The sequence below is a fragment of the Sorangium sp. So ce362 genome (assembly GCF_051519845.1).
GTDB lineage: Bacteria > Myxococcota_A > Polyangia > Polyangiales > Polyangiaceae > Sorangium.
In genome coordinates this window covers 10,827,829-10,853,596 of sequence record NZ_CP150332.1, presented here as the reverse complement: position 1 = coordinate 10,853,596, position 25,768 = coordinate 10,827,829, and the positions used below count along the sequence as shown (strand labels likewise).

At 72.1% G+C, this 25,768-nt stretch carries 20 protein-coding genes; 9 read left to right on the top strand and 11 right to left on the bottom strand.

Annotated features, from left to right (window positions below):
* Positions 1-219 precede the first annotated feature (219 nt).
* A complete protein-coding gene (gyrB, locus tag WMF17_RS41675; protein WP_437604364.1) occupies positions 220-2,718 on the top strand; it encodes a DNA topoisomerase (ATP-hydrolyzing) subunit B in 2,499 nt (832 codons plus the stop codon).
* A 196-nt stretch (positions 2,719-2,914) separates the two neighbouring features.
* A complete protein-coding gene (gene clpB / locus WMF17_RS41670; protein ID WP_437646514.1) occupies positions 2,915-5,524 on the top strand; it encodes an ATP-dependent chaperone ClpB in 2,610 nt (869 codons plus the stop codon).
* A gap of 16 nt (positions 5,525-5,540) precedes the next feature.
* Here the strand turns inward: clpB and WMF17_RS41665 are convergent, their stop codons facing one another.
* The 6 genes from WMF17_RS41665 to WMF17_RS41640 form a co-directional block, all read right to left on the bottom strand.
* Positions 5,541-6,782 (bottom strand): CinA family nicotinamide mononucleotide deamidase-related protein, encoded by a 1,242-nt coding sequence (locus WMF17_RS41665; protein WP_437599117.1) that lies wholly within the window; start codon positions 6,780-6,782, stop codon positions 5,541-5,543.
* 124 nt (positions 6,783-6,906) lie between these two features.
* Positions 6,907-7,803, bottom strand: coding sequence for a formylglycine-generating enzyme family protein (locus tag WMF17_RS41660; protein ID WP_437599116.1), 897 nt, complete (start codon positions 7,801-7,803; stop codon positions 6,907-6,909).
* 1 nt (position 7,804) lies between these two features.
* A complete protein-coding gene (locus WMF17_RS41655; RefSeq protein WP_437646513.1) occupies positions 7,805-9,418 on the bottom strand; it encodes a carboxypeptidase-like regulatory domain-containing protein in 1,614 nt (537 codons plus the stop codon).
* On the bottom strand, positions 9,418-10,233 hold the full coding sequence (locus tag WMF17_RS41650; protein WP_437599114.1) for a hypothetical protein: 816 nt from the start codon (positions 10,231-10,233) through the stop codon (positions 9,418-9,420). Before WMF17_RS41650 ends, WMF17_RS41655 begins: the two co-directional genes overlap by 1 nt.
* A 50-nt stretch (positions 10,234-10,283) precedes the next feature.
* Positions 10,284-10,853 (bottom strand): cytochrome c-type biogenesis protein CcmH, encoded by a 570-nt coding sequence (locus tag WMF17_RS41645; RefSeq protein WP_437599113.1) that lies wholly within the window; start codon positions 10,851-10,853, stop codon positions 10,284-10,286.
* A complete protein-coding gene (locus WMF17_RS41640) occupies positions 10,850-13,147 on the bottom strand; it encodes a heme lyase CcmF/NrfE family subunit (protein ID WP_437599112.1) in 2,298 nt (765 codons plus the stop codon). Before WMF17_RS41640 ends, WMF17_RS41645 begins: the two co-directional genes overlap by 4 nt.
* Positions 13,148-13,540: 393 nt before the next feature.
* On the opposite strand from WMF17_RS41640, the gene WMF17_RS41635 reads away from it, so the two are divergent.
* Both WMF17_RS41635 and WMF17_RS41630 read left to right on the top strand, forming a co-directional pair.
* Positions 13,541-14,803, top strand: coding sequence for a LeuA family protein (locus tag WMF17_RS41635; RefSeq protein WP_437646512.1), 1,263 nt, complete (start codon positions 13,541-13,543; stop codon positions 14,801-14,803).
* A gap of 91 nt (positions 14,804-14,894) precedes the next feature.
* Positions 14,895-17,870 (top strand): carboxypeptidase regulatory-like domain-containing protein, encoded by a 2,976-nt coding sequence (locus tag WMF17_RS41630; RefSeq protein ID WP_437599109.1) that lies wholly within the window; start codon positions 14,895-14,897, stop codon positions 17,868-17,870.
* A 96-nt stretch (positions 17,871-17,966) separates the two neighbouring features.
* Here WMF17_RS41630 and WMF17_RS41625 read toward each other — a convergent pair whose 3' ends face one another.
* Complete coding sequence (locus WMF17_RS41625) at positions 17,967-18,359, bottom strand: hypothetical protein (RefSeq protein WP_437483119.1); 393 nt, start codon at positions 18,357-18,359, stop codon at positions 17,967-17,969.
* Between the two features lie 217 nt (positions 18,360-18,576).
* Here WMF17_RS41625 and WMF17_RS41620 point away from each other — a divergent pair, with 217 nt between their 5' ends.
* Both WMF17_RS41620 and WMF17_RS41615 read left to right on the top strand, forming a co-directional pair.
* A complete protein-coding gene (locus tag WMF17_RS41620) occupies positions 18,577-19,332 on the top strand; it encodes an HAD family hydrolase (RefSeq protein ID WP_437599107.1) in 756 nt (251 codons plus the stop codon).
* Positions 19,329-20,639, top strand: a complete 1,311-nt coding sequence (locus WMF17_RS41615; protein WP_437599106.1) for a hypothetical protein — start codon at positions 19,329-19,331, stop codon at positions 20,637-20,639. The genes WMF17_RS41620 and WMF17_RS41615 overlap by 4 nt, the downstream gene beginning before the upstream one ends.
* Before the next feature lie 10 nt (positions 20,640-20,649).
* Here the strand turns inward: WMF17_RS41615 and WMF17_RS41610 are convergent, their stop codons facing one another.
* A complete protein-coding gene (locus WMF17_RS41610; RefSeq protein ID WP_437599105.1) occupies positions 20,650-21,105 on the bottom strand; it encodes an acyl-CoA thioesterase in 456 nt (151 codons plus the stop codon).
* Between the two features lie 155 nt (positions 21,106-21,260).
* On the opposite strand from WMF17_RS41610, the gene hpt reads away from it, so the two are divergent.
* Positions 21,261-21,782 (top strand): hypoxanthine phosphoribosyltransferase, encoded by a 522-nt coding sequence (gene hpt / locus WMF17_RS41605; RefSeq protein ID WP_437599104.1) that lies wholly within the window; start codon positions 21,261-21,263, stop codon positions 21,780-21,782.
* On the top strand, positions 21,779-22,096 hold the full coding sequence (locus tag WMF17_RS41600) for a tetratricopeptide repeat protein (protein WP_437599103.1): 318 nt from the start codon (positions 21,779-21,781) through the stop codon (positions 22,094-22,096). Before hpt ends, WMF17_RS41600 begins: the two co-directional genes overlap by 4 nt.
* A gap of 30 nt (positions 22,097-22,126) precedes the next feature.
* Here the strand turns inward: WMF17_RS41600 and WMF17_RS41595 are convergent, their stop codons facing one another.
* From WMF17_RS41595 to WMF17_RS41585, 3 genes are all read right to left on the bottom strand, one after another.
* Positions 22,127-23,521, bottom strand: coding sequence for a replication-associated recombination protein A (locus WMF17_RS41595; protein ID WP_437599101.1), 1,395 nt, complete (start codon positions 23,519-23,521; stop codon positions 22,127-22,129).
* Complete coding sequence (locus WMF17_RS41590; RefSeq protein WP_437599100.1) at positions 23,518-24,156, bottom strand: TlpA family protein disulfide reductase; 639 nt, start codon at positions 24,154-24,156, stop codon at positions 23,518-23,520. Before WMF17_RS41590 ends, WMF17_RS41595 begins: the two co-directional genes overlap by 4 nt.
* 154 nt (positions 24,157-24,310) lie before the next feature.
* Entirely contained in the window at positions 24,311-25,009 is a 699-nt protein-coding gene (locus WMF17_RS41585) for a YggS family pyridoxal phosphate-dependent enzyme (protein ID WP_437599099.1), read from the bottom strand.
* A gap of 220 nt (positions 25,010-25,229) precedes the next feature.
* Between WMF17_RS41585 and WMF17_RS41580 the strand changes: the two genes are divergently transcribed.
* A complete protein-coding gene (locus WMF17_RS41580; protein WP_437599097.1) occupies positions 25,230-25,727 on the top strand; it encodes a hypothetical protein in 498 nt (165 codons plus the stop codon).
* The last annotated feature ends 41 nt before the right edge of the window (positions 25,728-25,768 follow it).

The window sequence follows — 25,768 nt, the reverse complement described above, 5'->3', positions numbered from 1 at the left end:
CTACATTTCCGCAGTCTTTACGGGGCATCGACGAGCGGTCCGCGCATGATCGTTCGTGCCCTCGGAACCGATCCGGCGCCGCGGCCGCGGCACCCCGGGTCCCACCTGACGAGCTGCCACCGAGCCGGCCCCTCCACTGCAAGAAACCCGGCAATCCGAGCGGCCTCCGCCGCTCTGCGCCCCCGGTGAGAGGCGGCGGGCGCGCCACCAGGACCGATGATGACGGAACCCACCCTGAGCCAGCCGACCGACCTCACCAAGGCGTCGTATGACGCCCACAGCATCACGGCGCTCGAAGGCCTTGAAGCGGTGCGAAAGCGCCCCGGCATGTACATCGGCGATGTGCATGACGGATCGGGGCTGCACCACCTCGTGTGGGAAGCCGTCGACAACGCCGTCGATGAGCACCTCGCCGGCGCCTGCACGGAGATCAGGATCACCGTCCACTTCGACGGCTCGGTGTCGATCGAGGACAACGGCCGCGGGATCCCGGTCGGGATGCACGCCAAGGGCGTGAGCGCCGCAGAGGTCGTCATGACCGTCCTCCACGCCGGCGGCAAGTTCGACAATTCCAGCTACAAGGTCTCTGCGGGCCTGCACGGCGTCGGCGTGAGCGCCGTGAACGCCGTCTCCGAGTGGCTGAAGCTCGAGATCAAGCGCGAGGGAAAGCTCTGGTTCCAGGAGTACGCCCGAGGCGTGCCGAAGGCGCCGCTCAAGCCGATCGGCGTGACGGACAAGACGGGGACGAAGATCACCTTCAAGCCCGATCCGGTCATCTTCAGCGCGGTCGAGTTCAGCTTCGACATCCTCGCGAGCCGCCTGCGCGAGCTCGCGTTCCTGAACGCCGGGCTCGTCATCCACCTCCACGACCAGCGCCCCGACGGGAGAGTCGAAGCCTACGAGTACAAGGGCGGCATCGCGGAGTTCGTGGCGCTCCTCAACAAGACCAAGGAGCCGATTCACGAGGAGGTGATCAGCTTCATCTCGCAGCATGAGATGAGCGCCGGGAGCGAGGCCACGAACGGCCGCGGGAGCCCGGGGGCGCCGCCGGTCGGCGTGGAGGTCGCGCTGCAGTGGAACGGCTCCTACACGGAGGCGATCTTCTGTTACACGAACAACGTCCACAACAGGGACGGCGGCACGCACCTCACCGGGCTCCGCGCCGCGCTCACGAAGACGATCAACAACTACGGGAGCGCGCACAACCTCTTCAAGGAGCTGAAGCAGGGCCTGCAGGGCGAGGACGCGCGCGAGGGCCTGACGTGCGTGCTCAGCATCAAGCACCCGGACCCGTCGTTCGACTCGCAGACGAAATCCAAGCTCGTCTCCAGCGAGGTCAAAGGCATCGTCGAGGCCGCCGTCAGCGACAAGCTCGGGCAGTACTTCGAGGAGAACCCGCAGAGCGCGAAGAAGATCATCGAGAAGGCGGTCGTCGCGGCGAAGGCGCGCGAGGCGGCCCGCAAGGCCCGCGAGGTGATCCGCAAGGGCTCGCTCGACGTGACGTCGCTCTCGGGCAAGCTCGCCGACTGCCAGTCCAAGGACCCGGAGAAGAGCGAGATCTACATCGTCGAGGGCGAGAGCGCCGGCGGCAGCGCCAAGATGGGGCGCGACCGGCACTTCCAGGCGATCCTCCCGCTGAAGGGCAAGATCCTCAACGTCGAGCGGGCGCGGCTCGACCGGATGCTGAGCTCCGCCGAGGTCGGCACGCTGATCACCGCCCTCGGCTGCGGGATCAACGACGCCGGCGGCTTCGAGATCGACAAGCTCCGCTACCAGAAGATCATCCTGATGACGGACGCCGACGTCGACGGCTCCCATATCCGCACGCTGCTCCTGACCTTCTTCTTCCGGCAGATGCCCGAGATCATGGAGAAGGGGTATCTGTTCATCGCGCAGCCGCCCCTCTACCGCGTGCGCAAGGGCAAGCGGGACCTGTACCTGAAGGACCAGGCCGCGCTGGACGAGTTCCTCGTGGGCAACGCCGTGGACGGGCTCGAGATCGTCGCCAGCGGCGCGCAGACGGGCATCCTCGGCCAGCCGCTCTACCGCCTCGCGCAGCGGCTGAAGCGGTTCCGCGCCGTGCTGTCCAACATCGACAAGCGCTGTGACGCCCGGATCGTGGCCGCGGTCCTGAGGTCGAGCGGGCTCGGGCGCGACGACCTGCGGGAGACAAAGAAGGTCGCCGCGGCCGCCGACGAGCTCCGGGCCTACCTGAAGCAGCGCTATCCGGACCTGTTCCCGCTCACGCTGGCGACGCCCCGGGACACCGAGCACGGGACGAGCCGGATCGAGGTCGTGCCGCGACCCGGCGCGAGCGCTCGAAGGAGCGTCATCGACTGGGAGCTGGTGAATTCGCCGGAGTACCAGGAGGCCTGGTCGATCGAGCAGGACCTCCGGTCCATCGGCGCGCCGCCGTACCGGGCCCGCACCTCGAGCGGCGAGGAGACCATCGAGAACGGCGAGACGCTGGTCGAGTACATCGAAGAGCGGGGCAAGAAGGGTATCGCGATCAGCCGTTACAAGGGCCTCGGCGAGATGAACGCCGATGAGCTCTGGGAAACGACGATGAACCCGGACGCGCGGACCCTCCTCCAGGTCCGCATCGACGATGCGGTGAAGACGGACGAGCTCTTCACGATCCTCATGGGGGATCAGGTCGAGCCGCGGCGCAACTTCATCGAGCAGAACGCGCTCAACGTGAAGAACCTCGACATCTGATCCTGCATCCGGCGCGCGGTTCCTGCGCGGCGCCGCGCGGTTCCTGCGCGCGCCGCGCAGGAACCGCGCGGACCTGGGGTTGACGCGGCGCTGGCGCTGCATCGATCACCGGATGCGTCCGCTCGGTATCTCTGGCAAGCCCCTTGCCTGGTCGGCCCCTTGCTAGCCAAGGCGCGCGCCTTAGCTTCGAGGGGCCATGAGAATCGAGCGAATGACGACGAAGGCCCAAGAGGCCATACGAGAGGCTGTCGATTTCGGCAGCCGCCGGGGAAATCCCGAGCTCTATCCCGAGCACATCGTGCGGGCGATCGTCGGCCAGGACGGCGGCGTCGGCGCTCCCCTTGTGCAGAAGGCAGGCGCCGATCCGGCAGGGTTGCTGCGCCTCCTCGACGCGAAGATCGACACCTACCCTCGCGTGAGCGGCGGCGCCGAGCCGAACCTGTCGCGGCGCGCGCTCACGGTGCTGCAAAAGGCCGAGGACGAGGCGAAGGCGCTCAAGGACGAGTACATCTCGACAGAGCACGTCCTGCTCGCCGGGATCAAGGCCGACAAGGAGATCCAGTCGATCTTCGAGCGAGCAGGGCTGTCGTACGACAAGCTCCTCGCGTCGCTCGCGGCCGTGCGCGGCAACCAGCGCGTGACGGACCGGGACCCCGAGGGGAAGTTCCAGGCGCTCGAGAAGTACACGCGCGATCTCACGAAGCTCGCCCGACAGGGCAAGATCGATCCGGTGATCGGCCGAGACGAGGAGATCCGGCGCGTGATTCAGGTGCTCTCGCGGCGCACAAAGAACAACCCGGTGCTCATCGGTGAGCCCGGCGTCGGCAAGACGGCCATCGTCGAGGGCCTCGCGCACCGGATCGTGGCGGGAGACGTGCCGGAGTCGCTCAAGGACAAGACCATCGCCGCGCTCGACCTCGCCGCGATGGTCGCAGGCTCGAAGTTCCGCGGCGAGTTCGAGGACCGGCTGAAGGCGGTGCTCAAGGAGATCGAGGGTTCGAACGGGCGCATCGTCCTGTTCATCGACGAGCTCCACACGCTGGTGGGCGCCGGCGCGGCGGAGGGCGCCATGGACGCGGCCAACATGCTGAAGCCCGCGCTCGCGCGCGGCGAGCTGCGGTGCATCGGCGCGACCACCCTCGACGAGTACCGGAAGCGGATCGAGAAGGACGCGGCGCTGGAGCGGCGGTTCCAGCAGGTGCTCGTCGCGCAGCCCAGCGTCGAGGACACGATCGCCATCCTGCGAGGCCTCAAGGAGAAGTACGAGGTCCACCACGGGATCCGCATCCAGGACGCAGCGCTCGTGGCCGCCGCGGTGCTGTCGAATCGGTACATCACCGAGCGGTTCCTGCCCGACAAGGCGATCGACCTCGTGGACGAGGCGGCGTCGAAGATCCGCATGGAGATCGACAGCCTGCCCACGCCGATCGACCAGGTGGAGCGCGATCTGCTCAAGCTGCAGATGGAGGAGCAGGCGCTGAAGCGCGAGAGCGACAAGGCGAGCAAGGCGCGCCTCGACGAGGTGCGGCGCGAGATCGCCGATCTCCAGGGGCAGCGCGACGCGATGCGGGCGCAGTGGATGCGAGAGAAGGAGCTCATCTCCGAGCTGCGCCAGCTCAAGCCGCAGATCGAGGAGCTCAAGCTGGAGGAGGAGCGCCTGAAGCGCGCCGGCGACCTCGGGCGCGCCGCGGAGATCCATTACGGCAGGATCCCGGAGATCGAGAAGAAGCTCGAGGCGATCCGCGCCACGCTCGCGCAGGTGCAGTCGAAGGAGAGCTACCTGAAGGAGGAGGTCACCGACGAGGACATCGCCGCGGTCGTCTCGAAGTGGACCGGGATCCCCGTGTCCAAGATGCTCGAGAGCGAGATGCAGAAGCTCCTGCGCCTGGAGGACGAGCTGCGCCGGCGCGTCGTCGGGCAGGAGGACGCGCTCCGCGCGGTGTCGAACGCCATCCGGCGCTCGAGGGCAGGCCTCGGGGACGAGCGGCGGCCGATCGGGTCGTTCCTGTTCCTCGGGCCGACCGGCGTCGGCAAGACCGAGCTCGCGCGCGCGCTCGCCGAGATCCTCTTCGACGACGAGCGGGCCATGGTGCGGCTCGATATGAGCGAGTACGGGGAGCGCCACGCGGTGGCCCGCCTGATCGGCGCGCCGCCCGGGTACGTCGGCTACGAGGAGGGCGGCCAGCTCACGGAGCCGGTGCGCCGGCGGCCGTACAGCGTGGTGCTGTTCGACGAGATCGAGAAGGCGCACCCGGACATCTGGAACACGCTCCTCCAGGTGCTCGACGACGGGCGCCTGACCGATGGGCAGGGGCACACGGTCGATTTCAAGAACACGATCATCATCCTGACATCCAACCTCGGGACGCCCGCGGCCGCGGCCATCGAGGAGCGCGCGAACCTGCCGGCGGAAGAGAAGGCCGAGCTCGTGAGGAGGGCCGTCGTCGAGGAGGTGCGGAGGCACTTCCGCCCCGAGTTCCTGAATCGCCTGGACGATCTCATCGTGTTCCGGCGGCTGGAGCGCGAGCAGATGGAGAAGATCGTCGATATCCAGCTCGGTCTGCTGCGAAGGCGCCTGGATCGGCGCGGGCTCCTGTTCACCATCTCGTCGGAGGCGAAGGGCTACCTCATCGAGCAGGGGTGGGATCCGCAGTACGGCGCAAGGCCGCTGAAGCGCGCCATCCAGAGGAGCATCGAGGACGAGCTCGCGAAGCGGATCCTCGGCGGCGAGTTCAAGCAGGGCGACACGGTGCAGATCGACCGAGCGGGCGGCGCGCTCACGTTCACGCGCGCGGCGCCCAACTGACGGTCGTCAGCCCGCGTCAGCGCTCGGGGAGATTGCCGGCGATGCGGCGGAGGAGGTCCAGGACGGCGTAGGCGGCGCCGAGCTGGACCTCTTCGCGATCCCCCGAGAACACGCGGTCGCGCACGACGAGGCCGCCGGGGTGCGACACAGCCCAGTAGCAAAGGCCGACCGGCTTGGTCGCCGTGCCGCCGGTCGGTCCGGCGATGCCGGTGACCGAGATGGCGACGTCGACCTCGCAGAGGCGGCGGACGCCCTGGGCCATCTCGGCGGCGACCTCGGCCGACACCGCGCCGTGGCCGCGCAGGGTGTCCTCCGCGACGCCGAGCAGCCGCGTCTTGGCGCTGTTCGCGTACGTGACCGCGGCGCCGACAAGGTAGTCGCTCGCCGGGTAGCTCGTGAGCAGGTGAGAGATCAGCCCGCCAGTGCACGACTCCGAGACGGCGAGCCGCCAGCCGCGGGCGCGCACGGAGCGCCCGACCATCTCCGGGAAGGCGTCGTCCCCCTCCCCGTACACGGCCGTGCCGAGCCGCCCACGGACATCGGCCGTCGCCCTCAACGCCAGCTCGTGCGCCATCGAGTGCGTGGCGGCGTGAGCGTGGACCTTCACGTCGACCTCCGGGTAATGCACGCGGTAGCCAAGCGTGATGCCGGGATAGGCCTCCTCCACGCCCTTCAGGAGCTCGCCCAGCGCGGACTCGGGCAGACTGTAGGTGCGAAGGCGGACCTGGAAGGTGTTGTTCGGAGCGGCCGGCCGCACGCGCGGCAAGATCTGCTCGGTGAACATGCTCTTCATCTCCCGCGGCACGCCCGGCAGGAAGAAGACCGTGGACTCGCCGAGGTGGATCCCGAAGCCGGGCGCGGTGCCGGACGAGTTCGGCAGTATCTCCGAGCCGGAAGGGACGTCGGCCTGCTTCTCGTGACCCGCGTTCATCGTCTTGCCACGGCTCTCGACGCGGCGGCGGATGGCGAGCAACGTGCTGTCGTCGCGCACGAGGTCGGTGCCTGTCGCGCGCGCTGCGGCGAGCGGGGTGAGGTCGTCCGTGGTGGGACCCAGACCGCCGGTGGCGATCACCAGCCGGTGCGCGCCCGCGAGCTGGCGGACGGCGGCGGCGATGCGATCGACGTCATCGTCGACGGTCGTGGACTCGCTGACCGTGAAGCCCGCTGCGGTGAGCTCGGCAGCGAGCCAGGCCGCGTTGGTGTTGAGGATCTCGCCGCGGGTGAGCTCGGTGCCGATCGAGAGAAGCGCGACAGCCATTGGGAAGGGGAACTGTAACCCAATCCGGACCAGACGGAGCGCGTTTCCGGACTGTTTTGAGATCGGTCGTCGGCCTCCTCCCCTCTCCCCCTCCAACGCGGCGCGCGAGGGGCGCGGCGTGCGCTCAAGGAGGATAGACGCACCGGAAGCCGAGATCCGGCGAGCGAGTGAGTACCGGAACAAGCTGCCGATTCCAGGTGCGGAGCGCCGCAGCTGCCTCGTCGGCCCACGATCCGCCGTGAGCCCCCGAGACCCCGTCCTCGGGCCGATCCGGGGCCGCCCACTCGGCGACATTGCCGGCCAGGTCGAACACGCGCCCGCCCGCGTGCAGAGCGGCGCCGTCAGGGCGCGAGCCGGCGAGCTCCGGGCCCGTCGCGCCCCATCCGCATGGGCCCGCCCGCAAGCCGAAGGCGACGCGCCGGCAGACCGCGCCCGTGTCGCCCCACGGGTACCGCCGGCTCGAGGGGCCCGCCGCAGCGAAGGCCAGCTGATCCCGCGAAGGGAGCGCCCCGCCCGCAAAGGCACAGTAGCGGGCGGACTCCTCCAGGGTGATCCTCGTCACCGGGAGGCCTGGCTCATCGCGCAGCGCCAGCGAGGCGCACGCGCCGGCCGCAAGGCAGGCGGCGTAGCGCTGCTCGGTGACCTCGAACGCGTCGAGCGCGAACGCCGGGACGAACACCTCGCGCGCCTCGACGACGCCCTGAGCTTCCCAGTCGCTCGGACCGAGCCGCAGCGTCCCGGCGGGGATGCGTACGGTCGCGCTCGGCGCGACGCAGCCGGCGGGGGTCGGCGCGAGGCCTGCGCCGCAGCGGCTCGGCGCGCCGGCGCAGCGGTCAGCCTCGAGGCGCTGGCCCTCGCCGCAACACCGCGGGCCGAGCGCGACCATCCCCGGCGCGCAGCGCGCCGGCGGTCCGGCGCGATGGCGGGCGAGCGCGGCGATGCCGACGATCAGGAGGGCTGCGCCCGCAGCGAGACCGGCCTTCCAGCCGGCCGCCCCTCCGGCACCCGGTGCTGCCCCCACCTCAGGGGGGCGGCGACCCGGCAGCGTCCGCCTTCCGCCGCGCGCCGGCCGGCTCGCGTGAGCCGGCGGCCTTCCCGTGCGCCGGCTTCGCTTCGATCATGGCCACGAGGCGCGCGAGCGCGTCGAGGAGCGCCCCCCGGATGCGATCGTACGTCTTCGGACCGACGTCGCCCCGCTTGCGCGCGCGCTCGAGCTCGACGAACTCGTCGAGCAGCGCGTCGCGCGCCTCGATCAGCTCTCGCCGCTCCTCGTCGTCGGGCCCGCGGTCTTCGTCGCGCCGACGGGCCAGGTTCATCGCGGCCCCGCCGATCACGGCGGCGCCGGCCAGGAGGAGCGCGATCCATCGGCCCACGCTGGGCGTCGGCAGCCCGCCGAGCGTGATCTCGAGGGTCTTCAGCCCGCCTTCCACGCGGGTGCCCTGCCGCTCGGTGATCAGGATCTTCTTGCCGTCCCGGTTCTGGGTGCGCTGCGCCGCCGGGAAGCCGGCGACGTTCAGCGTCATCGACTTCGACGCCTCGGCCATCACGCGCATCTGGGCCATGCGCGGCGGCAGCTCGATGCGGATCGTCTGGCGCTCTTCCATATTGAGCGGGACCTGCCAGCGGAACTGGCCCTCGTGCCGGCCGGGGCTCACGGTGCCGCGCAGCGCCGCACCGGTGCCCTTGACCTCCTCGAAGCGCACCTCGTCCATGCTCTCGGTCTTGTTGAACGCCTTGTAGTCGGGCGGGAGGGCGAACGTCTCGTTGGGCAGCCAGGCGACGCGGCCGAGGTTGTAGACCTGGAACAGCTGCTCCACCGAGATGGAGTCCTGCCGGAGCTGGAGGTAGATGATGCCCTGCGTCCCGACCAGCAGGTTGTTCACGTCCGACGTGGCCTCGTAGACGTGGAGCACGGCGCGCTTGCCGGCCTCGGCGCTGAGCCCGAAATGCGGCAGCGAGAACGTGCCGCCGTCGCGCGTGACCGAGATGCCGTAGCTCGTGCCGCCGCCGATCGTGAGGTTCTCGAGCCGGACGGTGCCCGCGTCGTCCGTCTCTCGCTTCACGCGCTCGCGCGAGTCGCCCTTCGTCACCGAGCTCTGCATGATGTCGACGTCGACCGGGATGCGAGGGACGGGCCTGCCGTCCGCGTCCTGCACGGTGAGCACGAGGACGCCGGGCGGGAGGGCGGCGTCTTCCCGGGCCGTGTCCTCGGGCGCCTCGAACAGGCCGGTCGCCGCCTCGGAAGCGCGCCGGGATGCCGCGTCTCTCGCGGGAGGCTTTCCCACCGGAGGGTGACCGGAAGGCAGCTCCTGCCCGACCTCGGGATGGCCCGGCGGGAGAGCGCCCGCGGCGTCGGGGGCGCCCGCGTCCGCCCCAGCCGTCGAGGCTGCAGCGGGGCTCGCGCTCCCGGCAGCCGCGGCCCCCGCCGGCGGCTTCGCCGCGCTCGGCGCCAGCGTCTTCGCATCCTGCTTGGGCGCCGCGGGCTGCGCGGAAGCCGCCTTGCCCGCCGCGGGCTGCGCCGAGGCGGCGGCCGCCGCGGGCGGGGCCGGAGCAGCCGGCTGCGCCTGCGCCGCGTGCGCGGCGGTCATGCTCAGCGAGGCGATCGCGGCCAGCGGGGTGTACCTGGTCCAGCGCATCACAACGCCCTCCTGCTGTCGTTCTCGTCGACGCCGGCCACGGCCTCGTCCGTCGCAGCCGGGTCGGCCAGCGGCGCGCCGGCCGCGCACTTCGTCCCGCACTTCTTGCAAAACACGGCGTCTTCGTCGTTCAGCGTGCCGCAGGCCGCGCACGCCAGCGCCTGCGCCGCCTCGCGCTCCTCCGCCGCCGCGGCCAGGTCGCTCTCGCCGTCCGCCGCCGGCTCCGGAACGCGCTCCTGCTTCGCCGGTCTGGCCTCCGTGACGGCGCCCTCCGGCGCGGCGGCGGCGCCCTCCGGCGCGCTCGCGGCCGCGTCCTCGCCCTGCCCCGGGGCGTCCACGCCGCCGTCGTCCTGCAGCCCGGCGCGCCGGAGGTGGCTCGCCACGAGCGCGGCGACCTGCTCGCGCCGCGGCTGCGCGTCGGTGTCCAGCACGCGGAGCAGCCGCTTCGCCTCGGCGCGGTACTTCGCGACCAGCTCGGCGTAGTCCTCGTCGCTGATCTTCCCGACGCTCCGCTCGAACTCCAGGTCCTTGAGCGCGCGCAGGACGGCCTGCTTCTGCTCCTCCTCTGCGCGCGGCGCGCCGATGGCGTACGCGTCGGCGCCGCTCAGCGGCGTCTCCCCGAGCAGCACGCGCAGGCTCGCCCAGAAGATGGCGATCACGGCGACGAGCGCGCCGCCGGCGAGCACGAGGATCGCCGCGGGCGGCCCGGCGACGAGCCCCGCGACGCCGGCGCCGACGAGCGCCACGAGCGGCGCCCCGAAGCGGGCGTAGTGAACGATTTGCCGCTCGAGCGGCGAGTCAGAGCCCCGGATCACGGCCGCGTGGGCCGTGGCCGTGGCGGCGCTTTTGGCGGACGTTTCGGCACTCATGCGCGGTCTTCGCGGTCGAGGTTCTTGAGCTCCTCGTCGAGCTTGTCGTCGTAATCGTCGCGCGCGCCGGGGACAACGCCCTTCCGGGATCGCTCGCCGGCGGCGCCCGCCTCGTCGCTGCGCCGCTTCCAGCGGCGCAGCGTCATGATGACGACGCCGGCGCCGCCCAGGATAGCGCCGAGCGGGAGGAGGTAGATCAGCCGCTGGCTGCCCTTGTTCGGCGGTACGGACAGCGCCTCCGCCCCGAAGCGCTCGGCGTAGGCGGCCTTGATGGCCTCCACCGAGAGCCCCGACGCGAGCGCCGCGCGGAGCTCATCACGGCGCTCGTGGGCGAAGCCGCAGGTGCACGTCCCGAGGGTCTCACGCGGGCAGCCGCACGTGCAGATCACGCTCCAGAAGAGCTTGCGCTCGTCGTCGCTCTGGATGCCGACGGTGCCCGAGCGCTGCATCCCCTCCCCGAGCTGCTGGCCGTGAGCGAACTCCGGCGAGCGCAGCAGGACGACGAGGGCGATGACGCCTGCGGCGAGGAGGGTGATGCCGTGGATAAGGTGTCGTGTGCGGCTCATTCGAAGGCTGGCTGCCTGGGCTCGGCAGCGGTCGGGAGCATTGCACCGATCGCCGGCGCCCGCCCGGGATGAACGGACGCGCCGGAGGCGGGGGCGCGGGCGTCGTCGTCGTCGACGTCGCCTGGCGCCTGCAGGATCGGCGGCCCGAGCCTCTCCTGGATGGGGCGTCCGTAGGCCTGCGACGGGCCGCCGGCGAGCAGGAAGGCGAACACGACGGACGCCACGACCGACCCTCCCGCCCGGACATAGCCGAACGCGCCGGCCTCCTCGAGCACGATGTCGGGCCACATCGCGATGAGCGCCCCGAGGACGAGGATCCCCGCGCCGAACCACATGAACGAGATCAGGTTGTTCACGTGCAGCTGGAAGGAAGCGACCTTGGTCTGGGGGTTCGCCATCCCGATGATCACGTAGAGGTCGTTCTTGAGCGTGATGTGCCGGGCGACCTCGGTCGACGGCGCCTCGGGGGTCGCCTTGTAGATGTACTTCGCCGGGCTGATCCGGCCGACCGGCGTGCCGTGTCGCTCGACGTCGAGGTCGGCGAAGACCATCCGCTTCTCGCTGTCGACCTCCATGCGCGGACCGGCGTAGACGAGGCGGTACTCCTCGATCTCCACGGCCTCGCCCGGGCGGAGGCTGATCTCCTTGTCGACGCCCCACGCGCGGCCGGCGAACCCGATGAACATCACCGCGATGCCGACGTGCACGATGTAGCCGCCGTAGCGGCGCCGCGACCTGGCGATCAGGTTGTAGAACGAGGTGAAGAGCGACTCGCCCCCGCGCTTCTGCCGCGCCGCGATGCCGCGGGCGAACTCCTGGATGACGACGGCGACGTTGAACGAGGCGATCGCCACCGTGATGAACGGGTAGGTCGACGCGAGCTTCGCGAGCGCGGCGCCGAGCTGGCCGGGGTAGATCGGGTCCACGGCGACGAACGGGGCGAAGCCCACCTTCTTCCCGAGCGAGAGGTGGAGCGCCACCGTGACGACCGTGGCCAGCACCGGCCAGCGGAAGCTCTTCCGGAAGAGCTCCGGCGACGTCTTCCGCCACCCGAGCAGCGGCGCGACGCCCATCATCAAGAAGACCACGAGGGCGACCGGAGGGAGCCACATGTTGTAGAACGTCGGCCCCAGCGTCGACTTCTGATCGAGCAGCCACTCGCTGATGCGCGGCCATACGGTCGCGACCGCGATGAAGATCATGATGCTGAAGAGGCCCCAGTTGTTGAGGAGGAACGCGGCCTCGCGCGACAAGAGCGACTCGAACTGCCCGTCGCTGCGCAGCCGTGGCAGGCGGTAGACGATCAGCGCGGTGCACGTCGCCAGGATCACGGCCATGAAGCCGACGAACCAGATGCCGATGCCGGACTGGGCAAAGGAGTGCACGCTCGCGATGAGGCCCGACCGCGTGAGCCAGGTGCCGAAGATGGTGAGGAAGAACGTCCCGCAGATGAGCGAGACGTTCCACACCTTCAGCATGCCGCGGCGCTCCTGGATCATCGTTGAGTGCACGTAGGCGCTCGCCGTGAGCCACGGGAGGAACGCGGCGTTCTCGACCGGATCCCACGCCCACGGGCCGCCCCAGCCGAGCTCCTCGTAAGCCCACAGCATCCCGAGCACGTTGCCGATGGAGAGGAACAGCCAGGAGAAGAGCATCCACTTCCGCGTCGCCACGATCCACTCGCTGTCGAGCCGGCCCGTGGCGAGGGCGGCGATCGCGAAGGCGAACGGGACCGCCGCGCTCGTGAAGCCGATGTAGAGGCTCGGCGGGTGGATGATCATGTAGAAATTGCGCAGCTGGTAGTTCAGCCCGTTGCCGTCGATCGGGGCGCCCGCCACGCTCGTGCGGAACGGGTTCACCGCGAAGATCATCAGCGCTGCGAAGAAGATGAGGACGCTCATCAGCGTCGCGATGACGTAGGGCTGGAGCTCCAGGTACCGGCGCTGCAGCCAGACGACGCAGCCTCCCGCGAACAGCGCGGTCAGGAACATCCACCAGAGCAGCGAGCCGTCCTGCCCGCCCCAGAGCGCCGCGATGAGGTACGGCGTGCTCATCGACCGGTCGCTGTACTGGGCGACGTAGGCGATGCGGAAGTCGTGGCTGACGAAGGCGTACGCCAGCACGAGCACCGCGAGGCCGACCAGCGCGATCGTGCCGTACGCGCCGAGCCGCGCCGCCTGCAGCAGCCGCGGTCGCCCGCGCGCCGACGCGAGCCCGACGGCGAAGGTATACGCCGCGGTCACCAGAATGGCGTAAAGGACGCCGGTCCCGAACTCAGGGAGGGATTGCCACATCGTTGTGGCCGGAAGCTTAGGCTTGCCAGGCGCGCAGGGCCAGCGCACCGCGCCCGCCAATTCAGCCTTCACCGCCGCTGAACGCGCGCTGCTGTGCGCGTGGCGCTCGCGAACGTCTGCCCCGTCCTGGCCCCGGCGCTTTTTCTGACGGGGCTGCACCCTGCCCCGCCGGCGTCGATGCCGGCCTGCGCGCTCGCAGGCGCCGGCCGCGCTCGTCGTCGCCGCCGGCCCGCGTGCTCGGATCCTCCGCGCGACCGCGATGTGACGGAGCATGCATCACGGAGTCACCAGCGTCGTTCTCCGCGTCTTCGCCTGCGCCGCGCGTCATGTCGAGCGCGCCGGAAGAGCTTCGTTTCAGGCTCGGCGTTGAGAACGGCGCACTATACTCAGAGCATGGCGATCGCTGCCGCCGCTATCCGCCCGACCGATCTCATCTACGACTGGAACGAGGTGGGCCGCGTCGGGCGCGTCATTCCGAAGGAGATCGGCTTCTTCGACGAGACCCTGCGCGATGGTCTGCAGAATCCCTCCGTCGCCGACCCGAACATCGAGAGCAAGCTCAAGCTGCTCCACCTGATGGCCAAGGTCGGCATCCAGATCGCCGACGTCGGCCTGCCCGGCAGCTCGCAGCGGGCCTTCGAGGACGTGCTCCGGATGTGCAAGGAGGTGGCAGACAACCACCTGCCCCTCCGCATCGCTTGCGCAGGCCGCACGGTCGTCTCGGACATCACGCCGATGATCGAGATCTCGCAGCGCGCGGGGATCCCGGTCGAGATCTACGCCTTCATCGGATCGAGCCCGATCCGGCAGCTCGCGGAGGCATGGGACGTCGACCTCATCGCCCAGCGCAGCGCCGACGCGATCGACGCGGGCGTGAAGGCCGGGCTGCCGGTCGCCTACGTCACGGAAGACACGACGCGCTCGCGCCCCGAGGTGCTGGCGACGCTCTTCAAGGTCGCCATCGACCACGGCGCGTCCCGGCTGTGCCTGTGCGACACCGTCGGGCACGCGACGCCCGACGGGGTCCGCAACCTCATCAACTTCACGCGCGCCATCGTCGCCGGGGCCGGGGCCTCGGTCGGCATCGACTGGCACGGCCACAACGACCGCGGGCTCGCGCTCGAGAACGCGATCTGGGCGCTCCAGTTCGGCGCGGACCGGGTGCACGGCACCGCCCTCGGCATCGGCGAGCGCGTCGGCAACGCCGCCATGGAGCTCATCCTGCTCAACATGAAGCTCCTCGGCCTCCTCGAGCACCAGGACCTCACCCACCTCCTCGAGTACTGCACGACGGCCGCGCAGGCGGTCGGCTGGGACGTCCCCATCAATTACCCCCTGGTCGGACGGGACGCCTTCCGCACGGCCACCGGCGTGCACGCGGCGGCCATCATCAAGGCCGAGGCGAAGGGCGACTCCTGGATGGCCGACCGGATCTACTCCGGCGTCCCGGCAGGCATGTTCGGCCGGAAGCAGGAGATCTGCGTGGGCTACATGTCCGGCGCCTCCAACGTGAACTACTGGCTCAGGCAGCGGAAGATCGAGCCCTCGAAGGAGCTCGTCGACGCCATCCTGGTGAAGGCCAAGGCCACGGACCACATCCTCGCCGAGGAGGAGATCCTGGCCGTGATCGAGCAGCACCGCGGTCGCCAGGCCTGAGCCGGCGACATCGACCGGGGGCGGACCCCGCCCGCGGGAACGGTCCCGGGAGGTTCGGCGTTCTCGCGGATCCGGAGTAGAGATCCAGGCCGTGGCCGAGCAGGACAAGCAACCCGCAGCCGAAGCCGACCGGCCCGAGCGCCGGTCGCGGCTCGATGCCGTCCTGGCCGCGATCGCCGCGCTGGTCTGCTTCCTCGCAGCGACCACGCTGCGCGACCTGGGCCCGCGGTTCCTGCCGCAGGCGTCGATCCCCGCGCCGCCGGTGCCCGCCTGGGTCGAAGGGCGCGCGGCCGATCTCACCGCCACGGTGCGCGACGAGCAGGGGCGCCCGCTCCAGGACGCCACGGTGCGCGTCTTCGCGCTGCGCGAGGACCGGGCGTACTTCGCCGGCGAGCAGAGGACCGATTTGGCGGGCGAGGCTCGCTTCGCCGGGCTGCCGTCCGGGGAGGCGTGGATCATGGCGTACGGCGCGGAGCGGGCTCGCGCCTCGACGCGCCTCGCGCTGGAGCCGGGGCCGCGCGCCGTCGACCTCGTGCTGCGGCCCGCGAAGGTGCTGGACGTGCTGGTCGTCGACGAGGCGGAGCGCCCGATCGACGGCGCCGAGGTCACGGTCGCGACCGCCGATCCCCTCCCCTTCGTCGCGACGACCGCCGAGGGGGGCCGCGCGCGGTTCGAGCGGCTCGGCGCGGCGCCCTACGTCGTCCGCGCGTCGGCGCTCGGCTTCGAGGACACCGTGCGGACGGGCATCGTGCCCGGGCCGGTGCCGCTCAGGCTCCGCATGGATCGGCTCGGCGCGCTCACGGTCCGGGTGGTGGACGCGGAGGGGCAGCCCGCAGGCGGCGCGACCGTGCTCGCCGCCGGCACCGGCCTGTGGCCGGCGCGCAGCACGACCACCGACGCGACCGGCGCCGCGAGGATCGCCGGGCTCCGCGACGGGGTGTACGATCTCAAGGCGCGGCGCGGCGCCGCCGTGAGCGCGACCGCGCTCGCCGTGCCCGTGAGGCGCGGCGAGGGCAAGGAGGTGAAGCTCGTCCTCGGGCCCGGCCGCCACGTGCGCCTCCTCGTGACCGACGGCGACGGCGAGGACGCGCCGGCCGTGAAGGGCGCGAACGTCGTGCTCGTCGAGCAGGGCCTGTCGGCGTTCCCGCTGCACGGGCGCACGGGCGACGACGGATCCGTGACGCTCGGGCCGATCGCGCCGGGGTACGCGAGCGCGTCGGCCCTGGCGGCCGGCTTCGTGCCGAGGAACGCCGTGCAGGTCGACGCAGGCGCCGCCGAGGTCCGCATCCCGCTGCTCCGCGGCGGCGCGCTCGTGGGCGAGGTCGTGGACGACCGCGGCTACCCGGTCCCGGGCGCGACCCTCGAGATCGTCGGGGCCGACGCCGACGGGATGCCCATCGACGAGACGACCGCGATGTCCGAGTTCAGGGACGAGCACTTCGAGCGCGCCCTGCCCGGTCCAGCGCCGCTCATCCCGGCGGGAGAGCTCGGGGTCATGCCCGGCCCCATCCCGGATCTGCCGCGCGGCGACGCGTTCGTCCCGGCCGCCGCGGCGCGGTCCGGCGACCCGTGGGTCACGCGCGCCGACGGCACCTTCCGGGCCGAGCCCGTCACCCCGGGGCGCGTCCACGCCATCGTCCGCCACCCGGAGTACGTGGAGACGTCCAGCGAGATCGTGACGCTGCAGCCGGGCGGCGAGGCCCATGTGCGCGTGGTGATGCGCCAGGGCGGCCTGCTCGAGGGCCGCGTCCTCGAGGAGGACCGCAGGCCGGTCGCCGGCGCGCGCGTCGAGCTGGCCGCGACCGCCGGCTCGCTCGAGCGGGTGACGTACTCCGCGGACGACGGCACGTTCGCCTTCGCCGCGGTCCCCGACGAGGTGCTCGTCTCGGTCTCCCGGCCCGAGTCGCCCGGCGACGTCGTGGCGCGGCTCGTCGTCGAGGTCCCGGAGCGCGATCGCAAGGAGATCGAGGTCGTCCTCCCGAAGGTGCGCGAGGCGGTGGCCCTCCACGTCACCGACGATCGCGGCTACCCGATCGACCGCGTGGAGGTGCGCGTCCTCTCGCTCGACGTCGCCGTTCCGCTCCGCAAGACGCTCTTCACGGACGACGACGGCGACGCGAGGCTGCCCGACGCCGCCGGCCTCCCGCTCCGGATCAGCCTCGTGCGCTCCGGCAGGTCCTCGCGCGTCGAGCAGGTCGACGCCGCGCCGAAGGCGCTGCGGCTCGAGATGAGCGCCGCCCTCAAGGCCACCGGCACCGTGACCGGGCGCGGCGGGCGCGAGCGGCTCGAGGGCGCGCGGATCACGCTGTTCTCGCCGACCGGGCCGCGCCGCGCCACGAGCGACGCGGAGGGCGCCTTCACGCTCGGAGACCTCGCGCCGGGCCAGTTCCGCGTGACGGTGACCCGCGACGGGTTCGCGCCGGCGACGCTGCGGGTCACCCTCGCCGGCGATCCCGATCGCCCCACGGACCTCGGGCGCATCGACCTGTTCGAGGCAGGAGAGGTCGCCGGCCAGGTCGTCGATCAGCGCGGCGATCCGGTCGCAGGGGCCCGCGTCGCGCGCGACCGCGTGCCGACGTACCTGCCGCTCGGCCCGCTGCCGCCGGGCGTCGTGACCACCGACCGGGACGGGCGGTTCCAGCTCGGCGGCCTGCCCGAGGGCACGGCGGTGCTCGAGGCGTACAGCGCGGAGCTCGGGCGCGCCGAGTCGCAGCCGGTGCAGGTCCGGGCCGGCAGGACGATCGACCGGGTCAGGATCGCGCTGCCGGGCGGCGGCGCGCGGCAGGACCCGAAGGGCGCGGGGAGCCTGGCGGTGACGCTCGGCGAGGCGCGCCGGACCGTGACCGTGGTGTCGGTGCCTCCGGCGAGCGAGGCGGAGGAGGCCGGGATCGAGCCCGGCGATCGGCTCCTGTCCGTGAACGGCGCCGAGGTGCGCTCCATCGAGGAGGCGCGGCGGCGCCTCACCGGGCCGCTCTCGGAGGACGTCGTGGTGCTGCTCGCGCGCGACGGCGAGCGCGGCGAGACGCGGTGGCTCACGCGGGTGCGGCGGGAGCGGGTACGGCGGTAGGCGGCCGCGTGGCAGGGCCCTCGGCCGGCCGAGGGGCCCGGCAGCGGCTCAGGAGGGGGCGCGGCGCGGGGGCGCGGCGGCGCGCGCCACCCGATCTCAGTTCTTCGCCTTGGCCAGCACGATCGCGCGGCCGTCGCCGATCTCCCAGCGCAGCGTGTGATCCGTGGCGAAGCGGAACTCCGCTTGATCGAGCCCGCCCTCGGGACGGAGGAACGCGACGGTCACCTGATCGCCCTCCGCCTTGGCCACCTTGAAGGTGCCGCTGCGCGGCGTCTCCGCGGGCACGGTCACCGTGACCTTGCTGCCGTTGAACTCGAGCGCCGTCCCCTTGACCCATCCGGTCGCCTTCGTGAGCTGTTCGACGGGGGCGTTCTCGATGGAGTCGCCATACCAGCGCCCCTGAAGGCGATCGCGAGGGGTCTTCGAGCAGCCCGACACAGCGGTCAGCGCCATCGCCAGGGCCAGAGCGGTCATGATGCGGTTCTGCATGGGCCTTCCTTCGGGGGGTCTCGGGGTCCCCGGTGTAGAAAATGCTACGAAAAGCGGAACAGCGGGGCCAACAATGTAGGATATTTCTGCACACTTACGGACATAACGCGCTCCGGCCACGGGGGTGGATGCCGCGGCTTCTGGGGAGGGCGAGTTCGCGCTAGGGTTCCGCCGGAGGAGCAGCGCGGAAGACGCGCTCCTTCGCGGCGCGACGACCTTGAGCACGCTGTTCCACGAGAAGCGCCTCGTCCCCCTCGAGCGGACGCGGCTCCTGAACTCCATCGTCGAGCGGGCGGCCGACCGGTCCGAGGGGCCTCCCGTGATCGTCTTCGATCTCGACGGCACCCTCATGGACAACCGGCCGCGGGTGGTCGCGATCCTCCACGAGCTCGCGGAGGAGTGGCGCCGCAAGCACCCGCACGCCGCCGCCCTCCTCGAGCACGCGGCGCCCGAGGGCATCGGGTACGGGTTCCAGGACAACCTGCGCCGGCTCGGCGTCGACGACGAGTCGCTCCATCTGCACGCCTTCGAGTTCTGGAAGGCCCGCTTCTTCAACGATCCGCACATCCGGCACGACGTCGAGGTGCCGGGCGCGAGCCAGTACGCGCGCGACTGCCACGCGGCGGGGGCGACGCTCGTGTACCTCACCGGGCGCGACCTCCCGAACATGGCGCTCGGCTCGTTCGCGAGCCTGCGCGACCTCGGCTTCCCCATCGGGGTCATCGGCACGGAGCTCGTCGTGAAGCCGAGGTTCGAGATGCCCGACACCGAGTTCAAGCGGAGCGTCGCCCCGCAGCTCTCCCGGCTCGGGCGCGTCATCGCGGTGTTCGACAACGAGGCGGCGAACTGCAACCTGCTCGTGGCCTGCCATCCCCGCTGCACCGCGGTCTTCGTGGACACGCAGTACGCGCCCGACCCGCCGCCGCTCGACCGGCGGGTGCAGGTGATCCACACCTTCGAGCGGGAGCCGTGATCAGCGCGCGCGTCGCCGCCGTCGGCCTGCTGCTCGCCGCCGCCGGGTGCGAGCCGTCGCGCCACCAGCCCGCCGATCTCGTGGAGGCCGGGGCGAGCCCGAACGCGAGGATCCTCCCCGCGCCGCTCGCGAACGAGACGCCGGACTTGCTCGACGCCTCGGCGGCCGAGGCGAGCGCGAAGCTCGTGTCGGACGACTACGGCCGGATCATCATGTCCGAGGCGAGCCAGCAGTCGCCGCTGCCGCTGCCGCTGCCGCCCGCGACCCCCCTGCCGGAGGACACGCTCTCGTCCCGCGAGCTCCCGGGCGTCACGCTCGCGGCGGCCTTCCGCTGGCGCGACGTGCCGCAGCCCCCCAAGGCGCCCGAGGTGGCTGCCGCCGGGATCCACGCGGCGCAGCGGCTCACCGAGCTGACGTGGAAGGTCGATCTCGCCGAGACGGGGCGCATGCGGGTCCAGTTCACGTCGCGGGCGCTCCCGTTGCCCTCCGGCTCGGAGCTCCGCGCCCGCCACGACGTCCACGGGGAGGTCCTGCTCTGGCCGGCCTTGACCCAGTACCGGGTCGTGCCGCCGGGGGCGCTCCGCACGCTGCTCGGCGAGCGGCGCGTCGACGTGACGCCGCTGTCGGCCGGCTCGGCGCGCCCGGTCGGTGAAGGCAAGCGGCTCGAGATCGACGTCCGCAAGATCGAGATGCACGCGAGCCTCGGCGCGCTGTACCTCGAGCTCGGCAGGGTGCCCGAGGCCGGCGAAGGGGGGCCCCTGCTCTGCCGGGCGCTGCTGGAGATCCTCGGCGTCGACCCGAAGTCGCCCGAGTGCGTGGCCGGCGAGGTGCCGCTCTACGCGAACTACGCCTGGCAGAGCGGCGGCGGCGTCGCGTTCGAGGTCACGTCGGTCGACCGGCGCACCGACCTGATCTCGACCGACATGCTCATGCCGCCCCCGGGCGCGGCGTACGCCGCCGCGGGGCTCCCGTCGGCGCAGGGCGGCGTCTTCCTGACGCGCGACGAGCTCGCGGCCATCCGGGAAGAGCCGCTCCCGCTGCCCGCGAGCGTCGACCCGGGCGCGCCCGGCGAGGGCTTCGTCGCGGTCAATCAGACCGACGCGCTGTTCTACCTGCTCGTCGACGGCATCCCCGCGGTCGCGGTGCCGCCGATGAGCGAGCGCTACGTCGCCGGGCCCCTGCGCGGGCGCTACGTCGTCCAGTGGCGCACGTTCCTCGGCGAGAGCATCGAGCCGCCGCAGACGGTCGAGATGCCGGCGCGCCTCGTGCGCAGCGGGGCCGACGCAGGCGCGGCGGAGGGCGACTGAGCGGACGCCGCTAGCTGCCGGTCGTCGTCTCGGGGCTCGACAGCAGCGCGGCGATGTCGTCCGGGATCCGCGTCAGCGTGAGGCTCGATCCGAGGCACGCGAGGAGGATGTCGCCGTCGCAGATCACCTCCTCGCCCCGGAGGACGCGGTAGCTGAAGCGCGCGGTCACCCTGTGGATCTCGCGGCAGGTCGTCTCGACCACGAGGTTGTCGCCGAACCGCGCCGCCTGGCGGTACTTGATCCGCAGCTCCGCGACAGCGAGGTGAAGGTCGCGCCGGACCATCTCCTCGTAGGAGATCCCGCGGCGCTGCAGCCAGTCGATGCGGCCAGCCTCCAGGTAGACGAGATAGTTCGCGTGGTGGACGATGCCCATCAGATCCGTCTCGCAGAAGCGGACGGCCAGCGGGGTGCGCGAGGTGAGGTGCGGGGGCGCATCGGGCGGAGGAAGCGGAGGAAGGGGCGGCATCGCGGGAGGCACCGAGATTAACCCACTTTCGACCGGGGCGGCGGAGCGGCCGCGCGACCTGGAACGCAAGGGATGGGGAACGGTCGGCGGCGCGCAGGTGACGAGGGACGCGCCTCGGCGCTGGTGGCGGGGGCGCCGCGATGCTAGCGGGCGCCATGGCGAACGTCCGGACGCTCCTGTCCGCCGAGCAGATCGGCGCCCGCGTGCGCGACCTCGGCGCCCAGATCACCAGCGACTACGCGGAGCGGCGGCTCGTGCTCGTCTCGGTGCTCAAGGGGAGCTTCGTGTTCACCGCCGACATCGCGCGCCACATCGACCTCCCGGTGCGCATCGAGTTCCTCGGCGTGCGCAGCTATGGCGAGGGCACGGCCTCCACCGGCGTCGTCCAGATCACGCAGGACCTGACGCGCCCGATCGAGGGCGAGGACATCCTCCTCATCGAGGACATCGTCGATACGGGCCTCACGATCTCGCACCTGCTCCAGCTCTTCCGCACGAGGATGCCGAACAGCGTGAAGGTCTGCGCGCTCCTGCACAAGCCGGCCCGCGCGCGGGTCGAGGTGCCGATCGACTACCTGGGCTTCACGATCGAGGACAAGTTCGTCGTCGGCTACGGGCTCGACTGGGCCGAGCGCTATCGAAACCTGCCGTTCATCGGCGTTGTGGAGGCGACGTGAGCAAGCGGCTGCTGATGCTCGAGAAGATGACCCAGGGCGGGTCGAAGGACCCGTTCCACTGGTACGCGCTCGCGCTGGAGTACGCGGGGCAGGGACGCCACGACGACGCGCTCGCGACGTTCGGCGCGCTCCGGGCGATCGACCCGAGCTACGTGCCGATGTACCTCATGTGCGGGACGATGCTGGTGAAGGCAGGCCGCCGCGACGAGGGGCGCTCCTGGCTGAGCGACGGCATCGGGGTCGCGCGCAGCAAGGGAGATCAGCACGCGCTGAGCGAGCTCCAGCAGGCGCTCGACGGCGACGACGACGCGTGACGCCATGAGGGCGGCGGCGCGCGCCGCGCCTCAGCCGCCCTCTCCCCCGCCCTCGCCGCGGATCCGGCGGAGGCGCTCGCCGATCGTCCGCTCGTAGCCGCGGTCGGTCGGCTCGTAGAACCGGCTGCCGGCGATCGGCTCGGGCAGGTACGCCTCGCCCACCGCGACGCCGCCCGGCTCGTCGTGCGCGTAACGGTAGCCCTCGCCGTAGCCCTCGTCGCGCATCAGCCGCGTGACGGCGTTGCGCAGCGTGAGCGGGACCGGCAGCGCGCCGTGCTCGCGTACGGCGGCCTGCGCCGACTGCCAGGCCGACTTGCACGCGTTCGATTTCGGGGCCGTGGCGAGGTACAGCGCCGCCTGCGTGAGCGGGTAGAGGCCCTCCGGCATCCCCATCCGCCGGAACGCGGCGTCCGCCGCGACGGCGAGCTCCAGGGCGCGCGGGTCGGCGTTGCCGATGTCCTCGGAGGCGAAGATCATCATCCGGCGCAGCAGGAAGAGCGGGTCGTCGCCGGCCTCGATCATGCGCATCAGCCAGTAGACGGCGGCGTCGGGATCGGAGCCGCGCATCGACTTGATGAAGGCGCTGATGACGTTGTAGTGCTCCTCGCCGGCCTTGTCGTAGAGCAGCGTCTTGTGCTCGCTCGCGCCGGCGATGAGCTCGCGCGTGATCGTGGCGGCGCCCGCGCGCACCGCCTCGTCCGCGGCGACCTCCAGCGTGGTGAGCGCCCTGCGCGCGTCGCCCTGCGCGAGCGCCGCGATCGCCGAGAGCGCGTCGTCGTCGGCCGCGACCGCGCCGGCGAGCCCGGTGGGCGCGTCGATGGCGCGGCGCAGGAGCTCGACGAGCTCCGGGGCCTCGAGGCCCTGGAGGCGGAAGACCTTGCAGCGGGAGAGGAGCGGCGCGTTCACCGCGAACGAAGGGTTCTCGGTGGTCGCCCCGATCAGGGTGATCGTCCCGTCCTCGACGTGCGGGAGGAACGCGTCCTGCTGGGCCTTGTTGAAGCGGTGGATCTCGTCGACGAACAGGATCGTGCGCTTGCCCTCGTACGAGCGCGCGGTGCGCGCCTGGGCGAGGATCTCGCGGAGCTCCGGCACGCCGCCCAGCACGGCGTTGAAGGGGACGAAGCGGGCGTTCGTCGTGTGCGCGACGACGCGCGCCAGCGTCGTCTTGCCGGCGCCCGGCGGGCCCCACAGGATCATCGAGGGGATCCGGTCGGCGGCGATCGCGCGCGCGAGCAGCTTGCCCTCGCCGAGGAGGTGGCCCTGGCCGATCATGTCCGCGAGCGAGCGCGGGCGCATGCGCTCGGCGAGGGGCACCGTGGCCCGGAGCTCCGGATCGCGCTGTCGGGCGGCGTCGAAGAGGGTCGGCTCCTCGCCCGCGGGCCGCCGCCGCGGGCCGCCGCCTCCCCCGCCGCGGGGCGCGCTCATTCGAAGGCCGACCGCGCGCGCGGGTTGGATGACCGTTCCGAGAGCAGGACCTCCACGGCGCGGCGCGCGCTCGCCGGATCGCGCCCGACCCAGCGCACCGTGCCCGCGCCGTCGACCACGAACGTGAGGGGGACCTGCGCGACGCCGTAGGTCCCGCTGAGCCGCTGATCGAGGTCCGCGACGATGGGGAACGTCGCGCCGAGCTCGTACGCGGCCGCCTCGGCGGCGGCCTCCGAGGCGTCGACGTTCACGCCGATCATCGCCACCCCGTCCGCCTTGCGGTCGCGCCAGAGCTCGTCGAGCGCCGGCATGGTCCGGCTGCACGACGCGCACCAGGACGCCCAGAAGTCGATCACGGTGACCCGCGTCCTCCGGGTGCCGGGCACGCCCACGGTGACCGCCGCCGTCGACTCCGCGTGGAACTCCGGCGCGGCGCTGCCCACGAGCGGGTGGCGCACCGAGGCAGGCATCGCGCCCGGCCCGCACCCGAGCACGAGCGGCGCGCAGGCCGCAGCGCTCGCGAGGGCGCCGATACGGACGGCCGCGCCGAGGCGCGACGGCGCGGGCCGCGCCGTCGCTGCGCGGACGCCGCCGCTGACCGAGGAGGGCTTGCTCGCCGCCTTCGCCTGCAACACGCGGGGAGCTTAACGTCCCGGCGCGCCTTGTCCGAGGGGCGCAGGAGGAAAAAGAGCGCGTGGTCGGCGGAATGAGGCCGCTGCGGCGGGCGCGGGGAACCAGCCCGGGGCCGGCATGCCGCGCCGGGGTTGCGCCGCGCGCGGCGCGCCGGCGCTATCCGCGGGCTCCGAAGATGGCGGTGCCGACGCGGACGAGCGTGGCGCCTTCGGCGATGGCTGCCTCGAAATCGTGCGACATGCCCATCGAGAGCTCGGGCAGCACGGCCTGGCCGCCGTGCGCGTCCCGCAGGGCGCGCAGCTGCGCGAAGAACGGGAGGACGTCGGCCGGGTCGTCGAGGAACGGCGCGATGGTCATGAGGCCGACCGGCCGGAGGTGCGCGCACCGGGCCACGGCGCCGACGAGCGGCGCGAGATCGCCGGGCGCACAGCCGCCCTTGGAGGCCTCGCCGCCGACGTTGACCTCGAGCAGGACGTCGAGCGTCCGGTTGAGCGCGGCCGCGCGCCTGTCGAGCTCGACGGCGAGGTCCTCGCGATCGACGGAGTGCACGACCTGCGCGACGCGCACGACGTGCTTCGCCTTGTTCCTCTGGAGCCGGCCGATAGCGTGCCACACGAGCCCGTCGAGGTCGGCGAGCGCCTCGGCTTTCTCGACGAGCTCCTGCGCGTAGCTCTCGCCGAAATCGCGCTGCCCGGCGGCGTAGGCGGCGCGGATGGCCTCCGCGGGTTTTCCCTTGGACACAGCGATGAGCCGGACCTCCTCGGGCCCCCGCCCGGCGCGCGCAGCGGCGCCTGCGATCCGGCGCCGTACCTCTTCGAGCCGCGGTGCGACGTTCTCCAGGTCTTCAGAAATCACGCCCCACGATACCGCGAGCTGCTGCTCGCGGACACGAGGGCGCGCCCTGCACCGGACACGGCAGCGCGGGCCGTGGCAGAGGCCGGCGCAAGGTGTCGGATCCACCCGCCCGGGCGGCGTGCCAGAGTGTGCCTGTGGACCGCGTCAATCACCCCCGGATCGCAGTACTTCCAGGGGGTTTCTCGTGGCACGTGAGTTGCTATACGCGTGCGTACCCGCCATGCGAAGCCTGCTGTTGTCTACCCTGCTCATCGCGGTTGGATGCACGTTCAACCCGCAGCCCGAACCGCCGTTCCAGGACCCCGATCCGCCGGGGTCTACCGTCACCGGAGCCGGCAGCACGGGTGCAGGTGGCAGTGACGCTGGCGCTGGGGCTGGCTTTCCCAACCCATCGGGCGCCGGAGGAGGGGGCGGCTCCAGCGCCGCGGGTACCACCACCGGCACGGGCACGGGCGGCTCTGGCGGCGCGGGCGGCGCGGGTGGCGCGGGCGGCGCTGGCGGCGAGGGCGGCACCGGTGGCGCGGGCGGCGGAGGCGGCGAGGACGGCACCGGTGGCGCGGGCGGCGGAGGCGGCGAGGACGGCACCGGTGGCGCGGGTGGCGGAGGCGGCGAGGACGGCACCGGTGGCGCGGGTGGCGGAGGCGGCGAGGACGGCACCGGTGGCGCGGGCGGCGAGCCCTGCGGCGAAGGGGGCGCTGGAGGTGTGAACTGCGGCTGAGCTAGCGCGCCGCCCGACCTTGACGGCGGCGCCAGCCGGGT

Bases quoted from the DNA above. Each gene is read 5' to 3' on its own strand.
- clpB (WP_437646514.1), top strand. From the start codon at position 2,915: ATGAGAATCGAGCGAATGACGACGAAGGCCCAAGAGGCCATACGAGAG.
- WMF17_RS41610 (WP_437599105.1), bottom strand. From the start codon at position 21,105: ATGCCGCCCCTTCCTCCGCTTCCTCCGCCCGATGCGCCCCCGCACCTC.
- hpt (WP_437599104.1), top strand. From the start codon at position 21,261: ATGGCGAACGTCCGGACGCTCCTGTCCGCCGAGCAGATCGGCGCCCGC.
- WMF17_RS41655 (WP_437646513.1), bottom strand. From the start codon at position 9,418: ATGCGCTGGACCAGGTACACCCCGCTGGCCGCGATCGCCTCGCTGAGC.
- WMF17_RS41635 (WP_437646512.1), top strand. From the start codon at position 13,541: ATGGCGATCGCTGCCGCCGCTATCCGCCCGACCGATCTCATCTACGAC.
- WMF17_RS41595 (WP_437599101.1), bottom strand. From the start codon at position 23,521: ATGAGCGCGCCCCGCGGCGGGGGAGGCGGCGGCCCGCGGCGGCGGCCC.
- gyrB (WP_437604364.1), top strand. From the start codon at position 220: ATGACGGAACCCACCCTGAGCCAGCCGACCGACCTCACCAAGGCGTCG.
- WMF17_RS41640 (WP_437599112.1), bottom strand. From the start codon at position 13,147: ATGTGGCAATCCCTCCCTGAGTTCGGGACCGGCGTCCTTTACGCCATT.
- WMF17_RS41580 (WP_437599097.1), top strand. From the start codon at position 25,230: ATGCGAAGCCTGCTGTTGTCTACCCTGCTCATCGCGGTTGGATGCACG.
- WMF17_RS41645 (WP_437599113.1), bottom strand. From the start codon at position 10,853: ATGAGCCGCACACGACACCTTATCCACGGCATCACCCTCCTCGCCGCA.
- WMF17_RS41625 (WP_437483119.1), bottom strand. From the start codon at position 18,359: ATGCAGAACCGCATCATGACCGCTCTGGCCCTGGCGATGGCGCTGACC.
- WMF17_RS41665 (WP_437599117.1), bottom strand. From the start codon at position 6,782: ATGGCTGTCGCGCTTCTCTCGATCGGCACCGAGCTCACCCGCGGCGAG.